Below are 22855 nucleotides of genomic sequence, written 5' to 3' on the forward strand. Positions count from 1 at the left end.
GGCTACTTGAAATTAATACAATTTCTGTATACTTTGATAGGGTTTTTAGCGCCTGGCCTGGTTTTCGCCTATCTCTGCAAACCGGCCCCCCTTACGTGGCTAGGCCTGCGTAGCAAGCCTGCCGCCCTGCCACTGGTATTAGCAGTTTTGATAATGTTTTGCTCGTTTTGGGCAGTAGACCTCAGCGCGGCCTGGAACCAGCACTGGCCCATACCCGCCTCCTGGCGTCAGATGGAGGAACAGGCAGATGTATTGGTGCAACGTATGTTGAAGATGCCCACATTTGCGGATCTCCTGATAAACCTGGTGTTGATAGCCGTCTTACCCGCTATTGCTGAGGAAGTGTTTTTCCGGGGGGTGCTGCAACGCATTTTTACCCAGATGGTAAAACTGCCCTGGCTTAGCATATTCATCACCGCTACCCTTTTCAGCGCCATACATATGCAGGCGCTGGGTTTTGTGCCCCGGCTGCTGCTCGGCCTTCTACTGGGCGCCATCTACCATCTCAGTGGTAACCTTTGGCTGTCTATTGCCGGACATTTTTTCGTAAACGGCTTCCAGGTGGTGGCCGTGTACCTGTTCCAGGCCAAATTGATCAAAGAGGACCTTTCCGAAAGCGGCACCACCTCCTGGCATGTAGCTCTTATCAGCGCCCTGGTCACCCTTGCTTTGTTGTGGGTGTTATATAAACGTACTAAATTGCCGGAGCAACCCGTAAAACCAATAGAATAATGGAAAAGGACTGGATAAGGATATTTGCTACAGACCGGGCTTTTGAAGCAGAAATGGTAAAAGGCATGTTGCAGGAGAACGGTATTAATGCCGTGGTACTGAACAGGCAGGACTCTTCGTATATAAGCCTGTTACCCGGACAGGCAGAGATCTATGTACATGCATCCCAGGCTGCCGAGGCGGTAGCGCTGATCAACGACAGCAGAAGTACAATGTAGGAAGTATGGAATGTTTACTTCCGGTTTTTACCAAATTATAGCTAATGAAGACTTTTTTTACCCGTACTGCCTCCGCGCTGGTTTTTGTGGCAGTTATGCTTGGAGGAATCTTATGGGTCCCTTTTACCTTTTTCCTGTTATTCTTCCTGGTCAACTTCTTTGCCCTCCAGGAATACTTTAAACTTATACGCCAGGTAGATGCGGATTACCGCGAAGCCTCTGCCTGGCACCGTTGGGGCGTGCTGATAGCCAGCTGCGCCATCATCATGGCCTTTACCGGCGAAGCTTTTTTGGCCGCCGGCATTTCCCTGGGCTTCCTGGGTTGGTGGCTGGCCGTTATTTTCCTGCTGGTGCTACCTATCGGGGAGATATTACTGAGCAAGGACTTTTCGCTGAAAAACATTGGTTATTCCGCCCTGGGCTTACTGTACATTACCGTATCCCTTGGTTTGCTGATAGACATCCGCCTGAGTGACAGTATGATCCGGTTCACCGGCAGCACCGGCGCAGGCGGTCAGCCCGGCTGGATGATCCCCCTGCTGCTGATCTGTTTTATCTGGATCAACGATACCATGGCGTATATCATAGGCTCCCTCATAGGGCGTACGCCATTTTTCCCCTCCATTTCTCCCAAGAAAACGATGGAAGGCTCTGTAGGCGGTATGATACTGGCCGTAGCCGTAGCCGGTATATTTGGTTACTACTGGGGGCAGGAATGGCTGGATCTGCGGCACTGGCTGGCCCTGGCCGGCATTGCCGCCATATTTGGCACGGCAGGCGATCTGCTGGAGTCTAAGCTAAAGCGGATGGCGGGCGTAAAAGACTCCGGCAATATTATGCCGGGACATGGCGGTTTCCTGGACCGTTTTGACTCCCTGCTGCTGGCAGCACCCTTTGCCTGGATCTATGTGCATTCCTTTATGATACCCTGATAATTCGTAATTATACTACCTTCGCATTACTGATAAACCTTAAATAACAAATCAACACACAACATGAAGATCCATCGTGAGGGGTCAGGCACAATTATACTAACTGCGCTGGTGCTGGCGCTGGTAAATGTAGCCGTATTCTATTTCCTGGGACAGCTGCCGGCGTTAAGCTGGGGCTTTTTCATCATTTCCGTGATCCTGTTCCTGTTCATTGTCTCTTTTTTCCGTATCCCTGCACGGGATATGCAACACGATGAGTCCCTGGTGATCTCTCCCTGCGATGGTAAGGTAGTAGTGATCGAGGAAACCTTTGAACCAGAATACTTTAAGGATAAACGTTTACAGGTATCCATTTTTATGAGCCCTGCCAACGTACACGTAAACCGTAACCCTATCAGCGGAGAGGTAAAACTCTCCCAATACCATGCGGGTAAATACCTGGTGGCCTGGCATCCTAAGTCCTCCACAGAGAATGAGCGCCATACGGTCGTGATCGGGAATGGTAAGGCAGAAGTACTGGTACGCCAGATTGCCGGCGCCCTGGCCCGCCGTATCGTTAATTACCTGAAAGCGGGTATGCAGGTAAAACAGAATGAAGAGCTGGGTTTTATCAAATTCGGCTCCCGTGTGGATATTTTCCTGCCGGTTGGCACCCCTGTAAACGTGCAGCTGGAGCAAACGGTGAAAGGCGGTCAGACCATTATTGCCCAATTATAAACCCTTGAATATGAAACAGCTTCTTTTAACATTTGCCACGGCCCTGCTTATTACCGGCACGGCATTTTCCCAGGATAAGGGGAAGAACAAGGCCTGCTGCCAGAAAGATGGCGGCAAAACCTGCTGTAAAAAGGAACAAAGCGCTACAGCCAAGACAAAAGCCTGCTGTATGCAGCCTTCCAAAACAGCCAGCCTCCGGATGGCCAGCGCCAAACCGGTGAAGAAAGAAACTGCTGTTAAGCCATAATATCCACTGCGTGCCTGCACGTAGTAATAATAAAACGGGTGACCAAAAGTAAAGGAAGCTGCAAATGCTCCTCCGCCTTTGGTCACCCGTTCTGTTTATAAAGACATTACAGGATCGTCTTTAATTCGCTTAAGCAGGAAATGGTATAGGTAGGCTGTATGCCTGTAGCCGGTACGCGGGGGTTGAAATATACCTGGTCTATACCCGCGTTATAGGCGCCGGTAATATCCAGATCCAACGCATCCCCGATCATGATGCTGGTGGTAGCTGTAGCCGCAGCCTTGTTAATGGCATAATCAAAGATCTCCCGGTAAGGTTTCAGGCTGCCAGCCTGTTCAGAGGTGATCACATGTGTAAAAAAGTGATCAATCCCTGAGCTTCGCATCTTACGCCACTGGGTATCCTCAAATCCATTGGTGATCATGTGCAGAGGGTATTTTTTATCCCGCAGGTATTCCAGCACCTCTACCGCATATGGGAAAAGCGCTGTTTTGGTAGGCAGCACTTCCAGGAATTTATCGCTTAACGCCTGTGAAAGGCGCTCATCACCGATCTTAAAATCCAGCAGAGCCCTGCTGAAACGTTTGTACCGCAGATCATTACGGTTTATTAACCCTTTACGGAAACGGTCCCAAAGTATCTCATTATGTACCACATACGTATCGTAAAATGCTTCAAAAGCCGGTACGCCGCGGCTGCTCAGGTCAAACGTATGAAATAATTCCTGCAGTGTTTGGTGGGAGTTGGTCTCAAAATCCCAGAGTGTATGATCCAGGTCAAAGAAAATATGCTTGTACTTCATCACAACGCAAAGTTACGCACTAACATACATTTTTCTTATTTTCCGGTTTTTAATCTTGCTTATGAACGCAGTTATTACAGGCGCCAGTAAAGGTATAGGAAAGGCTATTGCCGCCAGGTTGGCAAAGGAAGGCTTCAATGTGGCTATTTGTTCCCGGAACAAAGCCACACTGGAGGCGGCCGGCGCGGAAATTCAGCAGCAAAACCCACAGGTGCAGGTGATCACTATGCCGGTGGATATGGGCAACAGACAGCAGGTACTGGATTTTGCAGCCAGGGTAAACGGCAGTTTCCCGGCGGTAGATATCCTGGTAAATAACGCCGGCCTTTTTGTACCAGGCGCCCTGCATGAGGAACCGGAGGGGCTGCTGGAAAACCTGATGGCCTTAAACCTGTACAGCGCCTACCACCTTACCCGGCAACTGCTGCCGCCTATGATCGCCCGGCGGAAAGGACATATTTTTAACCTCTGCTCCACCGCCAGCTACAAGGCTTACCCTAACGGCGGCGCGTATGGTATTACCAAATTTGCGCTGCTGGGGCTTTCCAAAAACCTGCGAGAAGAACTGAAGCCACACAATGTAAAAGTGACCGCTATAAGCCCCGGCCCCACGTGGACGGATTCCTGGGCGGGTTTTGAAGCGCCGGAAGACCGTATGATGCCCGCGGAAGATATTGCCAACGTAGTATGGTCTGCCTACACCCTGGCTGCGCAAACGGTAGTGGAAGAGATTGTGCTGCGGCCTATGCTGGGTGATATTGGATAATATCCAAACCCTTACCAGTTAATGGTTTTAACATCATATTTTATTATTTTTTTAACTAACTTTTAACGGGAAATTACACGCCACAGCTAAGGCTTTGGTTAAATTTGTCAACGAGATATGATGGTCTGTCAGGTTAAAATAAGAAAGTGGGCCCTGTCCCTCTTTTTTTGTTTGGGCACGCTGTTCAGCGCAAGTGCCCAGGACTTCCGTTTCACTACAAATGTGAGCAGCACGCGTGTAGCCCAGGATGAGCCCTTCCAGCTGCAGTTCCTGCTGGAGAACGCTTCTAATATATCCAGCTTTCAACCGCCCTCTTTTAATGATTTTGAGGTACTGCAGGGGCCTTCGCAAATGCAGGGCACCTCTATCGTAAATGGCCGCCGGTCTGATTACCTGGCGCTTATTTATGTGCTGCAGCCAAAACGGGTGGGCAATTTTACCTTAGCCGGCGCTACCGCCAGGGTGAATGGGGAGAACAAACGCTCCAACCCGGTTACCATAGAGGTAATAAAAAGCGCGCACGGCGCGGCATCTGCGCCATCGCAGCCGCCTGTTTCACAACAACCATTTCCGCCCCGGCGCAGCTCCCCGGATGATGAATATACAGAGGGCATACTGCGTAAGGGGGAAGATGTGAATGCCAAGCTCCGTAAGAATATTTTCCTGAAAGTAGATGTGGATAAAACCAACCTGTACGAAGGCGAGCAGCTAACCGCCACGTACAAACTTTACACCCGCCTGCCCACTAACTCCAGCGTTACCCGTGTGCCGGCTTTCAAAGGTTTTTCCGCCAAGGATATTGAGCTGCCCAATCCGCCGCAAGCCTCTACAGAAAGGCTGAACGGCCAGCTGTTCAAGGTATTCACCATCCGTAAAACGCTCCTGTTCCCGCTGCAATCCGGCGCGCTGGAGCTGGACCCTGTAGAAGTGGATAACCAGGTAAGGCTGGTAAAGATGGTGCACAACAATCAAAAACGCTCCAGGGATCCGTTTGAGGATATCTTCAATGATCCCGGATTCAAAGATCCTTTTAACGATCCTTTCTTTGACGATTTCTTTAACCGGCCGGAAGTGTCTTATGAAGATGTACCGTATAAGATCCAAAGCACGCCTGTAAAGATCACCGTAAAACCTTTGCCGGCAGATCTGAAACCGGCCAGCTTTAACGGGGCGGTGGGCAATTTTAACATGACCGCCGCTATTGATAAAACAAATCTGTCAACAGATGATGCGCTAACCTTAAAGATCACCGTTTCCGGGCAGGGCAATGTGAACCTGATGAATATGCCCAAAGTGGATATTCCCAACAGCTTTGAGAAGTATGATCCCAAGGTGACCGATAATATTGAGAAGAACAGCAATCCTTTATCCGGCAGCCGCCAGTACGAGATTGCGCTAATGCCACTGGAGGCAGGGGATCAAACCATTCCGCCGGTAGAGTTCTCTTATTTTGATCCGGTGGCGCATGCTTATAAGACCATCAAATCTGAGCCATTCAACATACACGTAACTGCAGGTAAACAGAACAAACGCGATAAACAGGATTTCAGCGTAGATAAAAATGTGCTGATCCCCGTGCACAGGGCGCCGCAGCACTGGACCAAAGACTCCGGTTACCTGCTGGGCAGTTTGTGGTACTGGATATTACTGGCATTGCCCCTGCTGGCGCTGGTGCTGGGTATCATCTACCGCAAACGGCTTACCTACCAGCAGAATAACATGGCCCTGCTTAAACACCGGTATGCCAACAAAGCCGCTCTCAAACGGCTGGAGCTGGCTGCCCGCTACCTGAAAGAGGGTAAGGACCATGCATTCTACGAAGAAACCTCCCGTGCGGTCTGGGGTTACCTGAGCCATAAGCTGCAGATCCCGTTTGCGGACCTGAACAAAGAGCTCATACAAAGCAAGCTCAGTTCCCGCCATATCAACGGAACAAATACGCAGCAGCTTTTTGAGCTGCTGGATAACTGTGAAATGGCGCTGTATGCGCCGGCTCAAAGCAATGATAAGATGCAGGGCACCTATCAGCAGGCCGTTAAAGTGATCAGCCAGCTGGAAGATGAATTAAAAACGAAACAACCGGTAGTATGAGCACCGTACGCCACATAATACTATTACTCCTGTTAGGATGCGGCGCGCTGCATGCAGCAGATCTTACGCCACAGCAACGGTTTGACAAGGCCAATAACCTGTACCAGCAAAACCAGTACAGCGATGCGGCGCGTATTTACCAGGGCCTGATCGACGATGGGTACACCCTGGAAAACCTTTATTTTAACGCCGGCAACGCCTACTATAAAAGCAACCGTACCGGCCAGGCCATCTACAACTATGAGAAGGCATTGCTCCGCAACCCGGATAACAGATCTGTAGCGCATAACCTGGCGCTGGCCAACCAGCGGGTACAGGGTTTTACAGATGAGCTGCCCCTTTTATTCTTTCAGAAGTGGTGGATCCAATGGGAACATCTGCACAGCCCAAATGGCTGGACCACGGGCAGCCTGGTGCTGTTTTGGCTATTGATTGGCGGTATACTGGCCTATCTGCTGGTAAGCCGGCTGAATAACGGCATTATGCGTATCGTGATCAGCGTGGTGGGCGTATGTTTCTGTTTATACCTGTTCATGTCCGTATTTACCTATACCGCTGCGCACAGCCACGAAACGGGCATTGTAATGAGTAGCGGTATAAAGGCCAAGGCTGCGCCGGACCAGAATGGCAAAGACCTGTTTGAGCTGAACGAAGGCATGAAGGTACAGGTGCTGGATGCTACTGCGGAGTTTTGCAAAGTACAGTTATCTGATGGTAAGACCGGCTGGGTAGCCTGCGATGAGGTAAAGCGGCTATAACCGCTCTATCCTGGCCATAAATTCCTGCTTACGGTGACGGGAAACCGGTATGCTGCTACCATCGCTCATGATAATTTCCCCGCCATCCCCCTTAATGTATTTATCCATAAAGGAAAGGTTGATCAGGTAGCTGTGATGCACCCGGAAAAACCCTTTGTCCTTTAACACGGTTTCCACCTCCTTGAGCGTACGGCACACCAGTGGCGGCGTTTTACAGGCGTAGAGGTGCAGGCGGGTATAGGCGCCTTCTGCCATACAAAAGAGAATATCTTTGGGCAACACCATGCGCAGGCCTTCCATGGTAGGCAGGGCCAGCCGCTCTCCGGCCTGCAGGTGCTCATGCAGGAAGAGGAGCAGGTTATTTACCTTATTGCCGCTTAGCTGCTGTTGATGGGCAATGGCTTTCTCCACCGCCCTTACCAGCTCCTCCTTATCAATAGGCTTTAAAAGGTAATCCAGTGCGCTATGACGGATGGCCTGTATGGCATACTGGTCATACGCGGTGGTGAAAATGATGGAAAAATTAAGCCCTGCGCAGGCTTCCAGCAGCTCAAACCCGTTCATACCCGGCATTTCCACATCCAGGAATATAAGCTCCGGGCGGTATTTCTCGATCGCCTCCAGCGCGGAAGCGCCGTTTACACAAACAGCCTCCAATACCACATCCGGGCAATAACGGGCTAACATCAGTTGCAGCACTTCACGACAGTGTTTCTCGTCGTCCACAATAATGGCTCGCATGTTCAATTGTAGGTTAGAAGTAAATGGAATGCTACGATAAAGTTGGCCTACTAAAATTTGTACGCTTGTCTTGTCCCACCAAAATTTACGAAAATAAAATGGAATCGGATCTTTTTTGCTGACTTACACGGAGGAAATTAGCCGGCCAGGAGCTGGCGGCTGGTAATGTGCTGCATGTGGATGGTGATACGGCTGCCGCTGCTTTGGGTACGTTCATCCAGGATCTCCTGCTCAGTAACACTGGCGTGCATATGGTGCTTTTCGCTCATAATATGCAGGCGCTCAGCGGCAATGGCTACGTTACGGCTTAGCTGTGTGGCGGTATAGGAGGCGGGTTGGAGATCGCCACGGATGCCATTATCCTCTATCTGTATAAACAAATGGTCCTGGTCACGGCCTATGAACACCTCCAGCCGGCCGCCGGTTTTCTGCGGGCGCTGTAGTATGCGGTGCCAGATGGCCTGCTGTACATAGGGTTGTATAATAAGGGGGGGGACCAGCGTAAACTGGTGGGTTATCTCCGGCGATAGGTGCAGGCGGTAGGTGAACTGCGGCTCAAACCGCAACTGCTCCAGCTGTATGTACAGCTCCAGCGCTTCCACATCCTCTTCCAGGCTTACCCATTCTTTGTTGAAATTAGCTATCATGAGGCGCATTAGCTTGGAAAAACGCGTCAGGTACAACGACGCCATGTCTGTGCTGGTAGTAAGTATGTAATGGTGAATGGCATTAAGGCTATTGAAAATGAAATGGGGGTCCATTTGCGCCTGGAAGGCATGCAGTTCGAGGTTAACCATAGATTGCCGTCTGTTTATTTCCCTCGTGGTAGCCTTCCTGATCCGTTTTTCCCTACGGAAAAAAAAGTAACTAATAAGCGCCACGCTTAATAAAAAGAACAACCAATAGGTCCAATCTCCCGCTAAAAACATATGCCCGAATTGCTGTAACACTTATAAGGTTTACAAAAGGATTGATGCACGCATAATACGATTACTAAATATCTATTAATTCACTGTTAATTGGAAGCGGAAATTATTACAAGGCAGTATTTGTGGGGCAATTGGAGGGAAAACCACCGTAAACGGCGAGCCATTAGTGATGCGCATTTAGTATAGATATATGGGCCTGTTTTCACCACTAATGACCGCCCTGTTATGCTGGTTATTGTTCTGTAAACTTATAGCCTACGCCTCTTACAGAGTGGAAGTATTTGGAGTTGCGGCTGTCTTCCTCAAAATACTTACGGAAGTTAAGAATGAAGTTGTCAATGGTGCGTGTGGTAGGATAAACATTGTAGCCCCATACCACCTGCAGTATCTTTTCGCGGGTCACTACCTCGCCTTTGTTCTCGATCAGGAGTTTCAGCAGCATGGTCTCCTTCTTGCTCAGCTCATACCGCTGGCCGTCTTTACCTATACATTCCTGCGCGGCAAAATCTATGGTGTTATTGCCAAATGTGTAGATGTTGGATACGCTGTCCTTATCCTGTATGCGTTTGTTCTTAACGATCAGCTTTTCTACCCTTAACAGCAGCTCCTCCAGGTTAAAGGGCTTGGTCATATAGTCGTCTCCGCCTTTTTTAAGGCCCAGTACGCGGTCTGCGCTGCTGTTGCGGGCACTCAGGAAAAGGATGGGCACGTCATTGTTCTGGATACGTATATTCTCGCATACGGCTATGCCATCCATTTCAGGCAGCATAATATCCAGTATGATCAGGTCAAAATATTCATTTTTTACGGCCTTTAATGCCGTTGTGCCGTTATCAGCGGCGGTTACCTCATATCCTTCCAGTTCCAGGTTCAGCTTCAGCGCCTCCTGGAGGTTCTCTTCATCTTCTACCAGTAATATGGATGCTTTTGTTGCTTCTTTCATCCCGCTAATGTTTAGTTTTTGTGGCCGGGAAGCCATTTCCCGCGGGGCGGGAGCGTCTTTGCCGGGTGTTGTTCCTGTCCTCAGTCCCTGTTGCGCCTTACAGTACTTGCAGGGGGTTGGCGGAACAGATCCTGAATTGTGGTGCAAATTTACGCCGTTTGTACGGAATATGCAGGCCAGGTTACTTCAAAGCAGGCGCCTGCGGGGTTGTTATCCTTTACCAGTATGGAAGCGCCATGTTGCTCCATGATCTTTTGGGTAAGGAACAGGCCCAGGCCGGAGCCTTTTGCCTTGCGGGTATTTTCATTGCCAATGCGGTAAAACTTCAGGAATACCCGTTTCCGTTCCTCCTGGGGGATGCCGGGCCCTTCGTCTGTTACCTGCCATTTGAGCACATGCCCGCTTTCACATAACCGTACCCTGATGGTTGTTTGTTTGGGCGCATATTTGGCGGCGTTCTCCACCAGGTTGCTCAGCGCCATCTGCAGCATAAACTTGTCAGCCTCTACCCACACCTGCGGTTTTATATCCGCTACAATGGTATGGGTAGGTATGCGGATCTGTAGCTCCTTAATGCTGGCCTCCAGCAGGGCAGACAGGTTTAGCGGCTCTTTAAACAGCCGGTAATGCTGTGTTTCCATCTGCGATGCCAGCAGAATATTATTGCAAAGCTGATCCAGCCGGTCTGTTTCCTTGATGGTGTTCTCCACCAGCTTTTGCCGTTTCTCCTCCTCCAGTTTATGCTTACGGATCGTTTCCAGGTTCAATTTGGCGGCGGCGATGGGCGATTTGAGCTCATGGGTCACCGCCATCATAAAGTTCTGCTGCTGCTGGCTAAGCTTCATTTGCCTCCATATGGAGCGGTATACGAAAAACGCGCCCAGCAGGATGATGCCTAGGAAAGTGCCGCCTTCTCCAAAGAACTTAAAGGTGCGCATATGTTCCTCTTTCTGGATGCGCTGCAGTTCCTGCTGGTATTCTACCGGGTGGGTACCGCTATCAATACGGAGGTCCAGGTTCTGCCTTTCAAAATGGGTGATCTGGTCGCTTTGCAGAAAAAGCAGCACGCCCCACCATACCAGCGCCAGGATGGTATATGCCAGTACAAAAAAGTAGAGGAACGATACTACCTTCTTATCCTGTACTTTATGGATGATCTTCTTCATGGCCGCGGGGCGGCTTTCTCTACCCGTAGTCCTACATTCATTACATAAGGCAGCGGATTTTGCCGCATATTCTGTTCAAATGTAAAATGATAGGTGCCCGGTTTATTGAGGATCGCATTTTCCTGTATGGGGATACGGTGCTCGTAGATATCATCCAGCCCGCTGCCCAGCCATTTGCCGGTCACGTCTGCCAGGGGCAGCTCTACCCGGCGGGGGTGCTGGGAGCTGTCGCCCGGGAACTGGGTATTCACCATCACCCATATATTGCTGTACGGATAAGCGTCCTGGTGGCGTATGTTCACATAAATGTTATATAGGAAAGCAGTGTCTTCCGGCTTTACGGTTACATCAAAGACCGGTTTAAACTGATAACTCCATTGGTGTCCGGGGATCTCCTGGTTCTTTTCGTAGGTATCCATTTTGGTTGGCAGGCAGGATACCATTACCAGGCAGGCTGCTATAGCCATACCCATGTTTTTCATATACTTGCTATAATACATTTAACACTTGTTCTTTGGCCTTTTCCAGTTCGTCTTTCATGAGCACCACCCATTGCTGTATGCTGGCGTCATTGGCTTTAGAGCCGGTGGTATTGATCTCGCGCCCTACTTCCTGCAGTACAAAACCCAGCTTTTTACCCTTGGCTACGTCTGCTTCGCGCAGGATCTCCTTAAAGTAGCGGCAGTGGTTTTCCAGGCGCACCAGCTCTTCGGAGATGTCCAGTTTTTCCAAATAGAAGATCAGTTCCTGCTCCAGGCGGTTCTCGTCCACATTCTCCTTGCCAACATATTCCGCCAGCAGCTGCTCCAGTCTTTGACGTATACGGTCTTTACGGAGGGGGTCCAGTTCGCGCACCTTTACGCAATAGGCTTCAATGTTCTCTATGCGCAGCAACAGGTCTGCTTCCAGCACCGCGCCTTCATCCAGGCGATGGTTGTCCAGCTGTTCCAGGGCGCCTTTTAATACGTCCTGAACGGCCAGCCATTCTGCTTCTGCTATCTGCTCTGTAGCCGGGGTCACTACCTCGGGCAATTTCATCAGCACATTCAGCATATCGTCCTGGGGTAGCTTTAGCTCAGTGGCCAGGGTGGTAATGGATTGGTAATAGAACTTGGCCAGCTCTGTGTTTACCATTACCGGGCGGGTAGCGCCATTCTGCCTGATGTTGATAGTAGCGTCCAGCGTACCGCGCTGCAATATCTGCTGCATACGGTTGCGGATATCGAACTCATAAGGCTTTAACAAAGGGGATAACTTCAGGTTCACTTCGAACTGTTTACCGTTCAGCGATTTTATCTCCACGGTAATGGTTGTCTCTCCACGCGTATTTTCCGCCCTTCCAAACCCGGTCATTGATTTCAGCATAATGATTGTTTGTTGGTAACAAACCTAGCTAAATTAGTGCAAAGCGCAAAGCAAGTCACCCAAACAGGGCCTTATACAGCTCATCCCTGCCCAGTTCCTGCATGTCTCCGGGCTGCAGGTTTGCGAGGGTAATACCTGCTATCCGGTAACGGATAAGCCTCAACGTGGGGTATCCGGCGGCGGCGGTCATCTTCCGTACTTGCCGGTTCTTGCCTTCGTGCAGTATCATGCTGATCCAGGGAGCGGGGATCTCTTTGCGGAAGCGTATGGGCGGATCACGGGGCGGTACCGCGGGCTCCGTGGCAAACAGGGAAGCCTTACATCGTTTGGTGTGATAAGGTTTTCCGTCTACGGTGATCTGTACGCCTTTTTGCAATTGTTCCAGCGCGGCGGTGGTAATGGCGCCGTCTACCTGTACCCAGTACTCCCGCTCGTGTGCAAATGAAGGGTTCAACAAACGGTGGTTCAACGCTTTATCGTTGGTTAATATCAATAGTCCTTCACTATCAAAATCCAGGCGGCCTACCGGGTATACATCCCTGGGCACGGCAAAATGATCCGCCAGACTGGCTTTATTATCTTCCTTTCCAAACTGTGTGAGTACCTGGTAAGGCTTATAGATGACGTAATAATGCAGCGGCAACTTAACGGGCTTTGGTGAACGCCCTGCAAATTAGTAATTTTGCGGTATTGCTATGGGCACACCTATTCAACAGATCACCTGTCAACATTGTAAAGCCCGCTTTGGCGCTGCCTTTTTCAAAGCGGAAGGAGAGCATATTGCCGCTATTAACGAGGCCAAGGCCTGTTCCCTTTACAAGAAGGGGCAGGTCATCTTCCAGGAAGGCGCTCACTCTTTTGGTCTTTACTGTATCAATTCCGGAAAAATAAAGCTCACACATAGCGGCGACGATGGCCGCGAACAGATCATCCGCCTGGTAAAGCCGGGCGATATCATGGGTTATAAAGCATTGCTGAGCGGTGAACGGTATACCGCTACCGCTGTTGCCCTGGACGATGTGCAGGTATGCTTTATTCCCAAAGACCTTTTCCTGAACATCCTGCAAAAAGATCCTGCGCTCTCCTTTGAGATGATGCGCATCCTCTCCAGCGAGCTTCGCAAGGCAGAGCTTAAGATCACACACCTGGCCCAGAAACCGGTAAGGGAACGCCTGGCAGAGACCCTGTTGTTCATCCACGAAACCTATGGCGTGGAAAGTGATGGACAAACCCTTAATGTGCGTCTTTCAAGAGAAGAGATAGCCAACCTGGTAGGCACCGCTACCGAATCTGCCATCCGTTTACTCTCTGAATTCAAGAAAGATGGGATGATTGAACTGGAGGGTAAGAAGATCCGCTTACTAAACATGAACAATATCATCAAGACCGCTAATCTCCAGGATTAGCAAGGGTTTGCGTACATGTCACATACACCCCGCAACGTTATATTTCCTCCCTCATAAGGCAGTAGCTTCCACATATTTTTCCCTGTTATCTCCGCTTTGTTATAACCCCTTTATCATCCTTTAGCGTATAAAGCCTGTTTTCTTATAAATTTTTGCTCAAAAGATGGGAGCAAACCCTCCCAAGGACAAAAAACGGAGCAACTGCGGTCTGCTGTATACCGGATTAAAACCAGCTAAAAATTGCGTTGCTTACTTGCAGCTATGTATGTGATGAAAAACTGTTGTTGGCTAAAACCCTTTGGTGGTGCGGTTTTCAAAGGGCATAAAAAAAGTCTGACCGTGAGAACAATCAGACTTTCTTGTTATGTGAATGGGTTAGTAAGTACAGGGAAACAAAATTCCCTACACAATATTAAAAAGAATTTCATGACAAAAGAAAAAATTTACAAAAAATTTTATTCACACCACTAAAAAAAGTGTGGATAACAACAGTCTGAAAATGGAGTTATACGGTTGCTTTGTATCATTTACACCCTGGTATAAACATCAAACTTTCGCCTAACTTTGCTCCACTTTAAATTACACACTAATTCAATACTATATGAATTTTGAAGTACCTGTTGCAGTAACGGAAATAGCCGCAATCATAGGCGCAGCGCTGGAAGGCAACAGCAGCCTGATGGCCACCGGCATCAATGAGATCCATAAGGTAAGGGCGGGAGATATCTCATTTGTGGACTTCGAGAAGTACTATGATAAGGCATTGAACTCTGCCGCTACCATTATCATCATCAACAAGAAAGTAGCTTGCCCGGAAGGTAAGGCGCTGTTAGTTACAGACGATCCTTTTAGCGCCTATGTATCCCTGGTAAAACGCTACCGTCCGTTTGAGCCAGCGGCCAAACCCATCAGCGACTCTGCGGTAATAGGCGAGGGCACCGTTGTACAACCTAACGTATTCATTGGTAATCATGTGCGTATAGGCAACAATTGCATTATCCATCCCAACGTTACTATATATGACCACTGCGTTATCGGCAATAATGTGATCATCCACGCCGGCACCGTTATCGGCGCAGACGCTTTTTACTTCAAGAAGAGGAAGGAGCGCGCGGTGATGTATGATAAGCTGGAAAGCTGCGGCAGGGTATTGATAGAGGATGATGTGGAGATAGGCGCCGGCTGCACTATCGATAAAGGCGTAAGCGGTGATACCATCATAGGCCAGGGAACTAAACTGGATAACATGATCCACATCGGGCATGGTACCGTAATAGGCAGGAACTGCCTGTTTGCCGCACAGGTAGGTATTGGCGGTAAAGCGCTCATAGAGGATAATGTGATCCTCTGGGGCCAGGTAGGCGTATCTAAAGACCTGGTGATAGGTAAAGACGCCATCGTATATGCACAAAGTGGCGTACCCGCCTCTCTCGAAGGCGGTAAAACATATTTTGGCTCCCCGGCAGAAGAATCCCGCGCCAAAATGAAAGAGATCAACTGGATCAAACGTATACCGGAAATGTGGGAAAAGCTCACCAATAAATAGGATTTAGCCCTTAGCTTTTAGCTGCGTAGCTATTGACCATGCTAGCGCTAAAAGCTAACCGCTAACCGCCAAAAAGCTACTCATCATGCGCATATCCCTTTTACTGGGCTGTTTGTTACTATGCTATTGCAGCACCGTTAAAAAAACGGCCGCCCCGGCCAATGATCTCTATACCAGCGCGCAGGAATGGACCGTTACCACCAACGATGGCTGGTTCTCTGCTAAAACGATCCGCTATGGCGCCTACACGACGGCAGACCGGAAGAATGGGATCACCCCGGCGGTCAATATTGCCTTCAAAAACGTTAGTAATGCCTTTAATTTCGTCGTAAAGGATAAGGCTGAGCAAATACTGGTACAGACCTTAAACACCCCGCTTATCTCCTTTTCCGGCCGTAAATTGCCGGATTGGCTGGAGAAACAAGCGCCTAATACCCCGCTCTTCTATAGCCTTATAAACGGCATACAAAGCCAGCCTTTGGTTCGCTGGGAACTGGTATTAAAAAGCCCTCATTACCTGGAGCTGAATGCCAATAAACCCGCGGGCGTGCTCCGCTCTCCTGCTGAAGATATACGTATTACCGCCCATAACCGGTTTGGGGTCATGAACTCTTATGAAAAGCTGTGTTATGAATTCCAGTACCGCGGCGTGCCGGTAGCAGCGGTTATGCCGGGTGAACAGCCAAGGGTATGGGTAAGTAAAACTGTTACGGCTGATAAGGAAAAGATACTGGCGGCCGCCATTGGGGCTTTATTGCTTAGATAGTTTGCCGGCGGCAACGTCTTCCTTAAAGGACCGGCAGATCTCTGCAATAGTTTGTGTAAGGGGTTTAAACTGAAAGCCGGGCAGTGTCTTCAATAACTTGCTGCTATCATAATACATCTGCAGCTGTGCGGTACGGGCTGTTTCTTTGGTGACCACCGGCTTTGCATCTGAGAACAGGCCCTTCACCTTTTCCAACCGCCACACGACCTCCGCCATCCAGGGCTGCACGCTTATATGAGGGGGCTTTTTACCTAACTGGCCGGCCATCTCGCTAAAAAGATCAAAATAACTCCGGTTCTCTGCGGCTAGTACAAAACGCTGGCCTTTTACCGGGCCATCCATCAGTAACATCATTACCCGCACTACATCTTCTACATCCACATAACCATTTACGCCGCTGGTATAGAAGGGGAATTCTTTCCACACATGTTTTACCAGCGTACCGGAGCCTTCCTGCCAGAAGCCGCTGCCCAGTATAATAGCAGGGTTTACAATAGCGGCGTTCAGCCCTTCTGCTATACCGCGCCATACTTCCATCTCTCCCCGGTATTTACTTACTGCATATTGCGAGTTATTACGGCTATCCTGCCACTCCGCACGTTCATCAATGGCGGCATTGTTCTTTGCACGGCCAAGGGCGGCTACGGAGCTTACATGTACCAGTTTTTGCACGCCGGCATCCAGCGCCATGTTCACTACATTGGCGGTGCCTTCTACGTTTATCTGCATCATGCATTGCCTGGTGGAGGGGTGGAATGATACGATGGCCGCGCAGTGATATACCTGCGTAATGCCCTGCATGGCTTCCTCAAGGCTTGTCACATCCAGTATATCTCCCTGGAACCATTGCACCTGCTGTTGTATATCCTGCAGCTGCGCAGGTATACGCTCGCGGTATAAGGCCCGCACCGGCTTACCGGCATTTACCAGTGCCCGTAATAAATAGCTGCCTAAAAAACCTGTTCCGCCGGTAACTAAGATCATGAAATGCTGTTCACATGTTAATAGAAGGCCAAAGATAGGGGTGAAAAGTGAATAGTCAATAGTGTGTAAGGGGTAATAATAAAAGGCGGATCGTAGCCCTTAATAGTCATAAAATCCTTTCCCGCTCTTACGGCCCAGACGCCCCTGCTGCACCCTGCCCACCTGCAGCGCATTGGGTGTAAAGCGCGGCGCCTGTTCAAATGCATCATACAGGGATTGTGTTACGGCCAGGTTCACATCATTCCCTATCAGGTCCATCAGCGCAAAAGGCCCCATCCGGAAACCGGTACCCTCCAGCAGGCGGTCAATGTCCGCAAAGTCCGCCAACCCTTGTTCCGCCACCTTCATGGCTTCCAGGTAATAATGCCTGGCTACCCGGTTTACGATAAACCCCGGCGCGTCTTTTACATGCACCGGCGTTTTACCCATCTTAAGGGCCAGGTCGTAGATAAGTGTGGCTGTTTCCGGGGCGGTATCCTGTGCGGTCACTACCTCTACTAGCTTCATAGCCGGGGCCGGGTTAAAGAAGTGCATGCCTGCTACGCGTGCCGGGTTAACAATGCCGGCAGCTATCCTGGAAACCGATAAAGAGGAGGTATTTGTGGCAAATATGGCCCCGCTGTGGTTAATATCCGTCAGCTGGCCAAAAAGGGCTGTTTTGATCTCTATTTTCTCAGCAATGGCCTCTATGATCACTTCTCCTACACAATCCTCAACGCGGGGCGTAAAACGGATGCGTTCAAGGATAGCTATTTTATCCGCGGCCTGTAACCGGCCTTTGGATACGGCCGCGTCCAGGTTTTGGGTGATCTGGGCGCGGGCCTTGTCCAGCATGGCCGGCTGTATGTCAAATAACAGGGTATCATAACCGCCGGCGGCAGCTACCTGCGCTATGCCAGCGCCCATAGTGCCTGCTCCGCATACGGCAATGGTCTGTACTTCGCTAAGAGAGATCATAACGGGAAGAATAAAGTTGAAAGGCTGCTGCTACACCACCCCTGTAAACTGCGACAGGAAGCGGGTATCATTCTCTGAGAACAGGCGCAGGTCCTTGATCTGGTATTTAAGCATGGTAATACGCTCTATACCCATACCAAATGCAAAGCCCGTGTATTTTTCAGGATCTATACCGCAGTTCTCCAGCACCTTGGGGTGTACCATACCGCAACCCAGGATCTCTACCCAACCGGTGTGTTTACACACACTACAGCCTTCGCCACCGCAGATGATACAGGAAATATCCATTTCTGCGCTGGGCTCTGTGAAGGGGAAGTAGGAGGGGCGGAACCGGACACGGATATCTTCGCCAAACATCTCTTTCACAAAGTGATACAGCGTTTGTTTCAGATCAGCGAAGGATACATTTTCATCAATATACAGCCCTTCCACCTGGTGGAAAAAACAGTGCGCGCGGGCGCTGATGGTCTCATTGCGGTATACCCGCCCGGGGCAGATAACGCGTATGGGCAGCTTGCCGGCTTCCATGGTCCGTACCTGTGTGCTGGAGGTATGGGTACGCAGTAACCAATCAGGATTCTGATTGATGTAGAAGGTATCCTGCATATCACGCGCCGGGTGGTTCTCCGGCAGGTTCAGCGCGGTAAAGTTATGCCAGTCGTCCTCGATCTCCGGCCCTTCGGCAACGGTATAACCCAGGCGTTCAAATATGTGGATGATCTTGTTCCGTACTATGCTGATAGGGTGGCGGGTGCCCAGGCGGTGCGGTTCTGCGGGCAGGCTAAAGTCTACACCGGCCTGTGTTTCACCGGCGCCGTCCTTCAGCTGCTCAAACTGCGCATAACGCTCTTCTGCCAGCTGTTTAAAGGTGTTCAGCACCTGTCCAAACTCCTTTTTACGCTCGTTGGGCACCTGCTTCATTTCGCCAAACATGCCTTTTACAATACCTTTTGTTCCAAGGAACTTAATGCGGTATTGCTCCAGCTCGTCCGCTGTTTTAGGTTCAAAGGCCTGTATTTCCTGTGTGTAGGCCGCTATTTGCTGTACTATCTGCTCCATAGGGCAACAAAGATAAGAGAAATAGGATTTGGTAAAAAAATCTTACCTTTTCGCATAGAAATACCCACTATGACTGTTGCTTACTACATTGGAGCGCTCATCCTGCTCCTGGTGTGTATTGTTATCCTGTGCCTGTTGCTGGTCAAGTACAGGCAGAGATATAAAGCAGAAGCCACAGTTACTTACTTCGCCACCTCCCTTTTCGGACAGAATACCATCGATGATATACTCTGGGATATTGCCAAAAACTGCATCCGCCACCTGGATTTTGAAGACTGCGTGATCTACCTGCTGGATGCAGAACGGCAGGTGCTGGTACAAAAAGCCGCCTACGGCCCCAAGAACCCGGTACGTTTCGAGATCAAACATCCCATAGAGATCCCGGTGGGGCAAGGCATCACCGGCGCTGTAGCCCTTACCGGCAAAGCGGAGATCATTCTCAATACCGCCAAAGATGAGCGGTATATACTGGATGATGAGCGCCGGCAGTCAGAGATCACCGTACCTATCTTCTATGAGCAGCAGGTAATAGGCGTAATAGATTCTGAACATTCCCGCAAAGGCTTTTATACTGCCCGGCATCTGCATATGCTGGAAAAGATAGCGGCTATCTGCGGCGCCAAGATAGGCAAGACCCTTATAGAGGAAAAAGCGCAGCTGCAGGCAGCAGAGGTGCAGCAGCTGCACCGCCAGCTGGCAGAGTTCCGCCTGGTGACCCTGAAGTCGCAGATGAACCCCCATTTCCTCTTCAATTGCCTCAATGGGATCTATAATTGCATGCTTACCTGCCAGCTGGAAAAAGCCCAGGAATATATCTCTAACTTCTCCCGCCTGCTGCGGATGGTACTCATCCATTCAGAAAAGAACTTCATCTCCCTGCGTGATGAAATGGACCTGCTGCAGTATTATCTCAAAATAGAATCCCTGCGCACGGATCATGCTTTTGCCTATACCATGGAAATAGAGGAGAACATTAACCCACGGGACTATTTTGTGCCCGGTATGCTCATACAGCCTTTCCTGGAAAATGCTATCTGGCATGGTTTAATGAATAAGAGCGGGGAGCGCCAGCTGCACATTCACTGGCGGTATATGAATGAACATGTGCTGTTATGCGAGATAACGGACAATGGCATAGGGCGCAATGCGGCGGCCCAGCAGCATGGAAATGGCCTTAAGACCGGCAACCACCAATCCAGGGGCATGCAGTTATGCCAGGAGCGGGTAGACCTGTATAAATCCCTGTTTAACACCCGTTTTAGCATACAGGTGTCTGACCTGGTGGATGAGGGTAATCAACCCGCCGGTACCCGTGTGGATATTGCGTTTGAAATGGAGCCCGGTATGCAGGGCTATTAATTGCAGCGTTTAAAAGATAAGCTTATACCCTACCCCTCTGATGTTCACGATCTGCACCCTGGGGTCTTCTTTCAGATAACGGCGCAGTTTGGTGATAAATACGTCCATGCTACGGGCGTTAAAGAAGCTGTCATCGCCCCAAAGATCCAGCAGCACTGTCTTACGTTCCATTACCTGGTTTTTGTTATCATACAGGCGGCGCAGTATCTCTGCCTCCCGGTGGGAGAGGAAGGCGGACTGGCCATTACGGGTAAGGGTTTGTTTGATATAGTTGAAGGCGTACTGGCCTATCATCACCACATCCGGGCTATCCGCGGCGGCAGCAGCAGCCGGTTGCTCGCCGGAGCGTTGCAGCAGCGCTTTGATCCGCACGATCAGCTCATCCATGCTGAAGGGTTTCTTCAGGTAGTCGTTACCTCCCAGCTCAAAGCCTTTTACGACATCTGCTGTCTGCGATTTGGCCGTCAGGAAGATGATGGGGGTCAGTTTATCCAGTTTACGGATCTCCGTGGTAACGCTAAACCCATCCATATTAGGCATCATGATGTCCAGCACCACCACATCCGGTTTGTTCTGCTGGTACAGGCGCAGCCCTTCCTTACCATCGGCTGCATACAGCATATCAAAGCCGCGCATTTCCAGGCTGTCCTTTACGATCTGGCCCAATTGCCACTCGTCTTCTATCAAAAGTATCTTTGCCATAGTATGGGTTTAGGAAGTCCGTACTTCCAAAGTTATATTTATACTGGTAATTGTATTACAAATTCGCTGCCACGCTCTGGCTCACTGTTCACCTGGATAGTGCCATCATGCAGCTCCACGATCTTTTTTACATAGCTAAGCCCCAGCCCAAAACCTTTTACATTATGCAGGTTGCCGGTAGGCACCCGGAAGAATTTATCAAAAATACTATCCTGGTATATGCGCGGAATGCCAATACCATTGTCTTTTACCTTAATAGTGAGCAGGCTGTTCTCCTTGGTGCACTGTATATGCACCAGGGGCTGCTCTCCGGAGTATTTGATGGCATTATCCACCAGGTTGTTCACCGCATTGGATAAATGCGTTTTATCCACATAGACCAGGGGATGATCCAGGTGGTTATCATACCGGAATTGCACCGGGCGGCCGGCCTTCAGCTGCTGATTGGTGATAATGTTATCTATCAGGTCTGTGAGGTCTGTTTCCTCGCGGAACAGCTCTATCTCTTCTTTTTCCTCTGCGGCTATATGCAGCACTTTTTCTACCAGGTCAGACAGGCGCTGGAGCTCCTGTTTGGAAATATCCAGGTAGTTCCTCGTCTTTCGCTGATCGCTGAGCGCATTAAAGTTCTGCATGGCCTCTACCGCTGCATACACGGTGGCGATGGGCGTTTTCAGCTCATGCGTCATGTTATTGATAAAGTCGTTCTTTACATCAGACAGGCGCTTTTGCTTCAGAATGGTGCGCAGCATGTAGATGAAACACAGCGTGGTAAGGATCAGCAGCACCAGCGAACTGGCCAGCGTCCATATCATCTTCATTAATATAAACTGGAAGGGAGATGAAAAGGTAGCCTGCACAAACAGGTTGCTGGCAGGGTTAAAGGGCATTTTGGAGGTCTTTAACGGTTCCCGCAGGCGCATACTGTCCCGGAAGCTGGCCCTGGAAAAATTGTTAAAATCAACATGAAAGGTATCAAACCGGTACCCGGTGTTGATCTGCCGGTTATGCAGCTCCGCAGTAAAATTAGAGTCCAGCCCTTTCAGGTTGATACTGTCTCCGTAAACGCTGTTCAGCATGATCAGGTCTGAGATCTGCCGGGCCAGGGTATCTGCAAAGGTGCGGGAGGGCAGGCCGTGATTAACGATCTGTATCTGCCCTTCCCGGTCCATCAGGGAGTCTATAAATGACTGTTTATCGTCTGTAAGGCCAAATTGTTCCGGCTGCATCACAACCCCGTCTGAGGCCACGCCGGTGCCTTTGCCATAATAATACAGCAGGCGGCGCACGTCCATGAACTGGTTATTGAACAGGGCTGTACGCAGCGCCCCGTTAATGTCACGGTTAAACTGGTCAAATTGCACCTCATAGGAGTTATACAGCCAGTATCCCTGGAACAGGTAAATGCCAAGGATACAGGTGCTCATCATGATGAGTATATTGCGGATGCGTTTACGCATGAATTAATTTCGGTATTTAAACAATCGATTCTAACAAAACTATTGTTTTCCAAGCGTGACTGCTCCCTTTTCTTAACAATAATTAACAGTAAATAAGAATGCTTAACGGTCTATTGCGTACTTTAAACACAGTTAGGGGGGTGCAGAAGGGTAGCAGGCATAATCTTTAACTTGTAATTACATAGCAGAGAACGCCGCTGCGGAAATAT

At 49.7% G+C, this 22855-nt stretch carries 25 protein-coding genes; 12 read left to right on the forward strand and 13 right to left on the reverse strand.

Going from position 1 to position 22855, the window contains the following annotated elements:
• The first annotated feature begins 153 nt into the window (after positions 1–153).
• The 5 genes from F0L74_RS33195 (at position 154) to F0L74_RS02950 (ending at position 2846) form a co-directional block, all read left to right on the forward strand.
• Positions 154–732: a CPBP family intramembrane glutamic endopeptidase gene (locus F0L74_RS33195; protein ID WP_188315833.1), complete on the forward strand. Its 579-nt coding sequence runs from the start codon at positions 154–156 to the stop codon at positions 730–732.
• Positions 732–950, forward strand: a complete 219-nt coding sequence (locus F0L74_RS02935) for a putative signal transducing protein (protein WP_149836328.1) — start codon at positions 732–734, stop codon at positions 948–950. Before F0L74_RS33195 ends, F0L74_RS02935 begins: the two co-directional genes overlap by 1 nt.
• Before the next feature lie 44 nt (positions 951–994).
• Entirely contained in the window at positions 995–1882 is an 888-nt protein-coding gene (locus F0L74_RS02940) for a phosphatidate cytidylyltransferase (protein WP_149836329.1), read from the forward strand.
• A 63-nt stretch (positions 1883–1945) separates the two neighbouring features.
• Positions 1946–2599, forward strand: a complete 654-nt coding sequence (locus tag F0L74_RS02945; RefSeq protein ID WP_149836330.1) for a phosphatidylserine decarboxylase family protein — start codon at positions 1946–1948, stop codon at positions 2597–2599.
• Positions 2600–2609: 10 nt separating this feature from the next.
• The gene (locus F0L74_RS02950) at positions 2610–2846 is read left to right on the forward strand and encodes a hypothetical protein (protein ID WP_149836331.1); all 237 of its coding nucleotides are present in this window, start codon (positions 2610–2612) and stop codon (positions 2844–2846) included.
• A gap of 106 nt (positions 2847–2952) precedes the next feature.
• On the opposite strand, the gene F0L74_RS02955 is transcribed toward F0L74_RS02950, so the two are convergent.
• On the reverse strand, positions 2953–3648 hold the full coding sequence (locus tag F0L74_RS02955; protein ID WP_149836332.1) for a YjjG family noncanonical pyrimidine nucleotidase: 696 nt from the start codon (positions 3646–3648) through the stop codon (positions 2953–2955).
• A 61-nt stretch (positions 3649–3709) separates the two neighbouring features.
• Between F0L74_RS02955 and F0L74_RS02960 the strand changes: the two genes are divergently transcribed.
• The 3 genes from F0L74_RS02960 (at position 3710) to F0L74_RS02970 (ending at position 7263) form a co-directional block, all read left to right on the forward strand.
• Positions 3710–4414: an SDR family oxidoreductase gene (locus F0L74_RS02960; RefSeq protein ID WP_149836333.1), complete on the forward strand. Its 705-nt coding sequence runs from the start codon at positions 3710–3712 to the stop codon at positions 4412–4414.
• Between the two features lie 222 nt (positions 4415–4636).
• Positions 4637–6505, forward strand: coding sequence for a BatD family protein (locus tag F0L74_RS02965; protein WP_246197614.1), 1869 nt, complete (start codon positions 4637–4639; stop codon positions 6503–6505).
• Positions 6502–7263, forward strand: coding sequence for an SH3 domain-containing protein (locus tag F0L74_RS02970; RefSeq protein WP_149836335.1), 762 nt, complete (start codon positions 6502–6504; stop codon positions 7261–7263). The genes F0L74_RS02965 and F0L74_RS02970 overlap by 4 nt, the downstream gene beginning before the upstream one ends.
• On the opposite strand, the gene F0L74_RS02975 is transcribed toward F0L74_RS02970, so the two are convergent.
• The 7 genes from F0L74_RS02975 to F0L74_RS03005 all read right to left on the reverse strand — a co-directional run bounded on the left by F0L74_RS02975 (position 7258) and on the right by F0L74_RS03005 (position 13050).
• Positions 7258–8004 carry a LytR/AlgR family response regulator transcription factor gene (locus tag F0L74_RS02975; protein ID WP_149836336.1) on the reverse strand — a complete coding sequence of 249 codons (747 nt, stop codon included), beginning with the start codon at positions 8002–8004 and terminating at the stop codon, positions 7258–7260. The two genes, F0L74_RS02970 and F0L74_RS02975, sit on opposite strands and share 6 nt — an antisense overlap.
• Before the next feature lie 137 nt (positions 8005–8141).
• The gene (locus F0L74_RS02980; protein WP_188315834.1) at positions 8142–8801 is read right to left on the reverse strand and encodes a histidine kinase; all 660 of its coding nucleotides are present in this window, start codon (positions 8799–8801) and stop codon (positions 8142–8144) included.
• A gap of 364 nt (positions 8802–9165) precedes the next feature.
• On the reverse strand, positions 9166–9876 hold the full coding sequence (locus F0L74_RS02985) for a response regulator transcription factor (protein ID WP_188315835.1): 711 nt from the start codon (positions 9874–9876) through the stop codon (positions 9166–9168).
• A 149-nt stretch (positions 9877–10025) separates the two neighbouring features.
• A complete protein-coding gene (locus F0L74_RS02990; RefSeq protein ID WP_149836338.1) occupies positions 10026–11042 on the reverse strand; it encodes a sensor histidine kinase in 1017 nt (338 codons plus the stop codon).
• On the reverse strand, positions 11039–11509 hold the full coding sequence (locus F0L74_RS02995; protein WP_188315836.1) for a gliding motility lipoprotein GldH: 471 nt from the start codon (positions 11507–11509) through the stop codon (positions 11039–11041). Before F0L74_RS02995 ends, F0L74_RS02990 begins: the two co-directional genes overlap by 4 nt.
• A gap of 22 nt (positions 11510–11531) precedes the next feature.
• On the reverse strand, positions 11532–12407 hold the full coding sequence (locus F0L74_RS03000; RefSeq protein ID WP_149836340.1) for a YicC/YloC family endoribonuclease: 876 nt from the start codon (positions 12405–12407) through the stop codon (positions 11532–11534).
• A gap of 55 nt (positions 12408–12462) precedes the next feature.
• A complete protein-coding gene (locus F0L74_RS03005) occupies positions 12463–13050 on the reverse strand; it encodes a pseudouridine synthase (RefSeq protein ID WP_149836341.1) in 588 nt (195 codons plus the stop codon).
• Positions 13051–13102: 52 nt separating this feature from the next.
• On the opposite strand from F0L74_RS03005, the gene F0L74_RS03010 reads away from it, so the two are divergent.
• The 3 genes from F0L74_RS03010 (at position 13103) to F0L74_RS03020 (ending at position 16125) form a co-directional block, all read left to right on the forward strand.
• A complete protein-coding gene (locus F0L74_RS03010; RefSeq protein WP_149836342.1) occupies positions 13103–13813 on the forward strand; it encodes a Crp/Fnr family transcriptional regulator in 711 nt (236 codons plus the stop codon).
• Positions 13814–14414: 601 nt separating this feature from the next.
• On the forward strand, positions 14415–15359 hold the full coding sequence (locus tag F0L74_RS03015) for a UDP-3-O-(3-hydroxymyristoyl)glucosamine N-acyltransferase (RefSeq protein WP_149836343.1): 945 nt from the start codon (positions 14415–14417) through the stop codon (positions 15357–15359).
• An 85-nt stretch (positions 15360–15444) separates the two neighbouring features.
• Positions 15445–16125 (forward strand): hypothetical protein, encoded by a 681-nt coding sequence (locus F0L74_RS03020; RefSeq protein WP_149836344.1) that lies wholly within the window; start codon positions 15445–15447, stop codon positions 16123–16125.
• On the opposite strand, the gene F0L74_RS03025 is transcribed toward F0L74_RS03020, so the two are convergent.
• The 3 genes from F0L74_RS03025 to pheS all read right to left on the reverse strand — a co-directional run bounded on the left by F0L74_RS03025 (position 16111) and on the right by pheS (position 19125).
• Positions 16111–17109: an NAD-dependent epimerase/dehydratase family protein gene (locus tag F0L74_RS03025; protein ID WP_149836345.1), complete on the reverse strand. Its 999-nt coding sequence runs from the start codon at positions 17107–17109 to the stop codon at positions 16111–16113. The genes F0L74_RS03020 and F0L74_RS03025 overlap by 15 nt on opposite strands.
• A gap of 99 nt (positions 17110–17208) precedes the next feature.
• Positions 17209–18066, reverse strand: a complete 858-nt coding sequence (locus F0L74_RS03030; RefSeq protein WP_149836346.1) for a 3-hydroxyacyl-CoA dehydrogenase NAD-binding domain-containing protein — start codon at positions 18064–18066, stop codon at positions 17209–17211.
• A gap of 30 nt (positions 18067–18096) precedes the next feature.
• Positions 18097–19125, reverse strand: coding sequence for a phenylalanine--tRNA ligase subunit alpha (gene pheS / locus F0L74_RS03035; RefSeq protein ID WP_149836347.1), 1029 nt, complete (start codon positions 19123–19125; stop codon positions 18097–18099).
• Between the two features lie 69 nt (positions 19126–19194).
• Here pheS and F0L74_RS03040 point away from each other — a divergent pair, with 69 nt between their 5' ends.
• The gene (locus tag F0L74_RS03040; protein WP_149836348.1) at positions 19195–20484 is read left to right on the forward strand and encodes a histidine kinase; all 1290 of its coding nucleotides are present in this window, start codon (positions 19195–19197) and stop codon (positions 20482–20484) included.
• A gap of 9 nt (positions 20485–20493) precedes the next feature.
• Here the strand turns inward: F0L74_RS03040 and F0L74_RS03045 are convergent, their stop codons facing one another.
• On the reverse strand, positions 20494–21186 hold the full coding sequence (locus tag F0L74_RS03045) for a response regulator transcription factor (RefSeq protein ID WP_149836349.1): 693 nt from the start codon (positions 21184–21186) through the stop codon (positions 20494–20496).
• Between the two features lie 38 nt (positions 21187–21224).
• The gene (locus F0L74_RS03050; protein ID WP_149836350.1) at positions 21225–22646 is read right to left on the reverse strand and encodes a sensor histidine kinase; all 1422 of its coding nucleotides are present in this window, start codon (positions 22644–22646) and stop codon (positions 21225–21227) included.
• Between the last annotated feature and the right edge of the window lie 209 nt (positions 22647–22855).

The organism is Chitinophaga agrisoli (assembly GCF_008386695.1).
In the GTDB taxonomy this organism is placed as follows: Bacteria; Bacteroidota; Bacteroidia; order Chitinophagales; family Chitinophagaceae; genus Chitinophaga; species Chitinophaga agrisoli.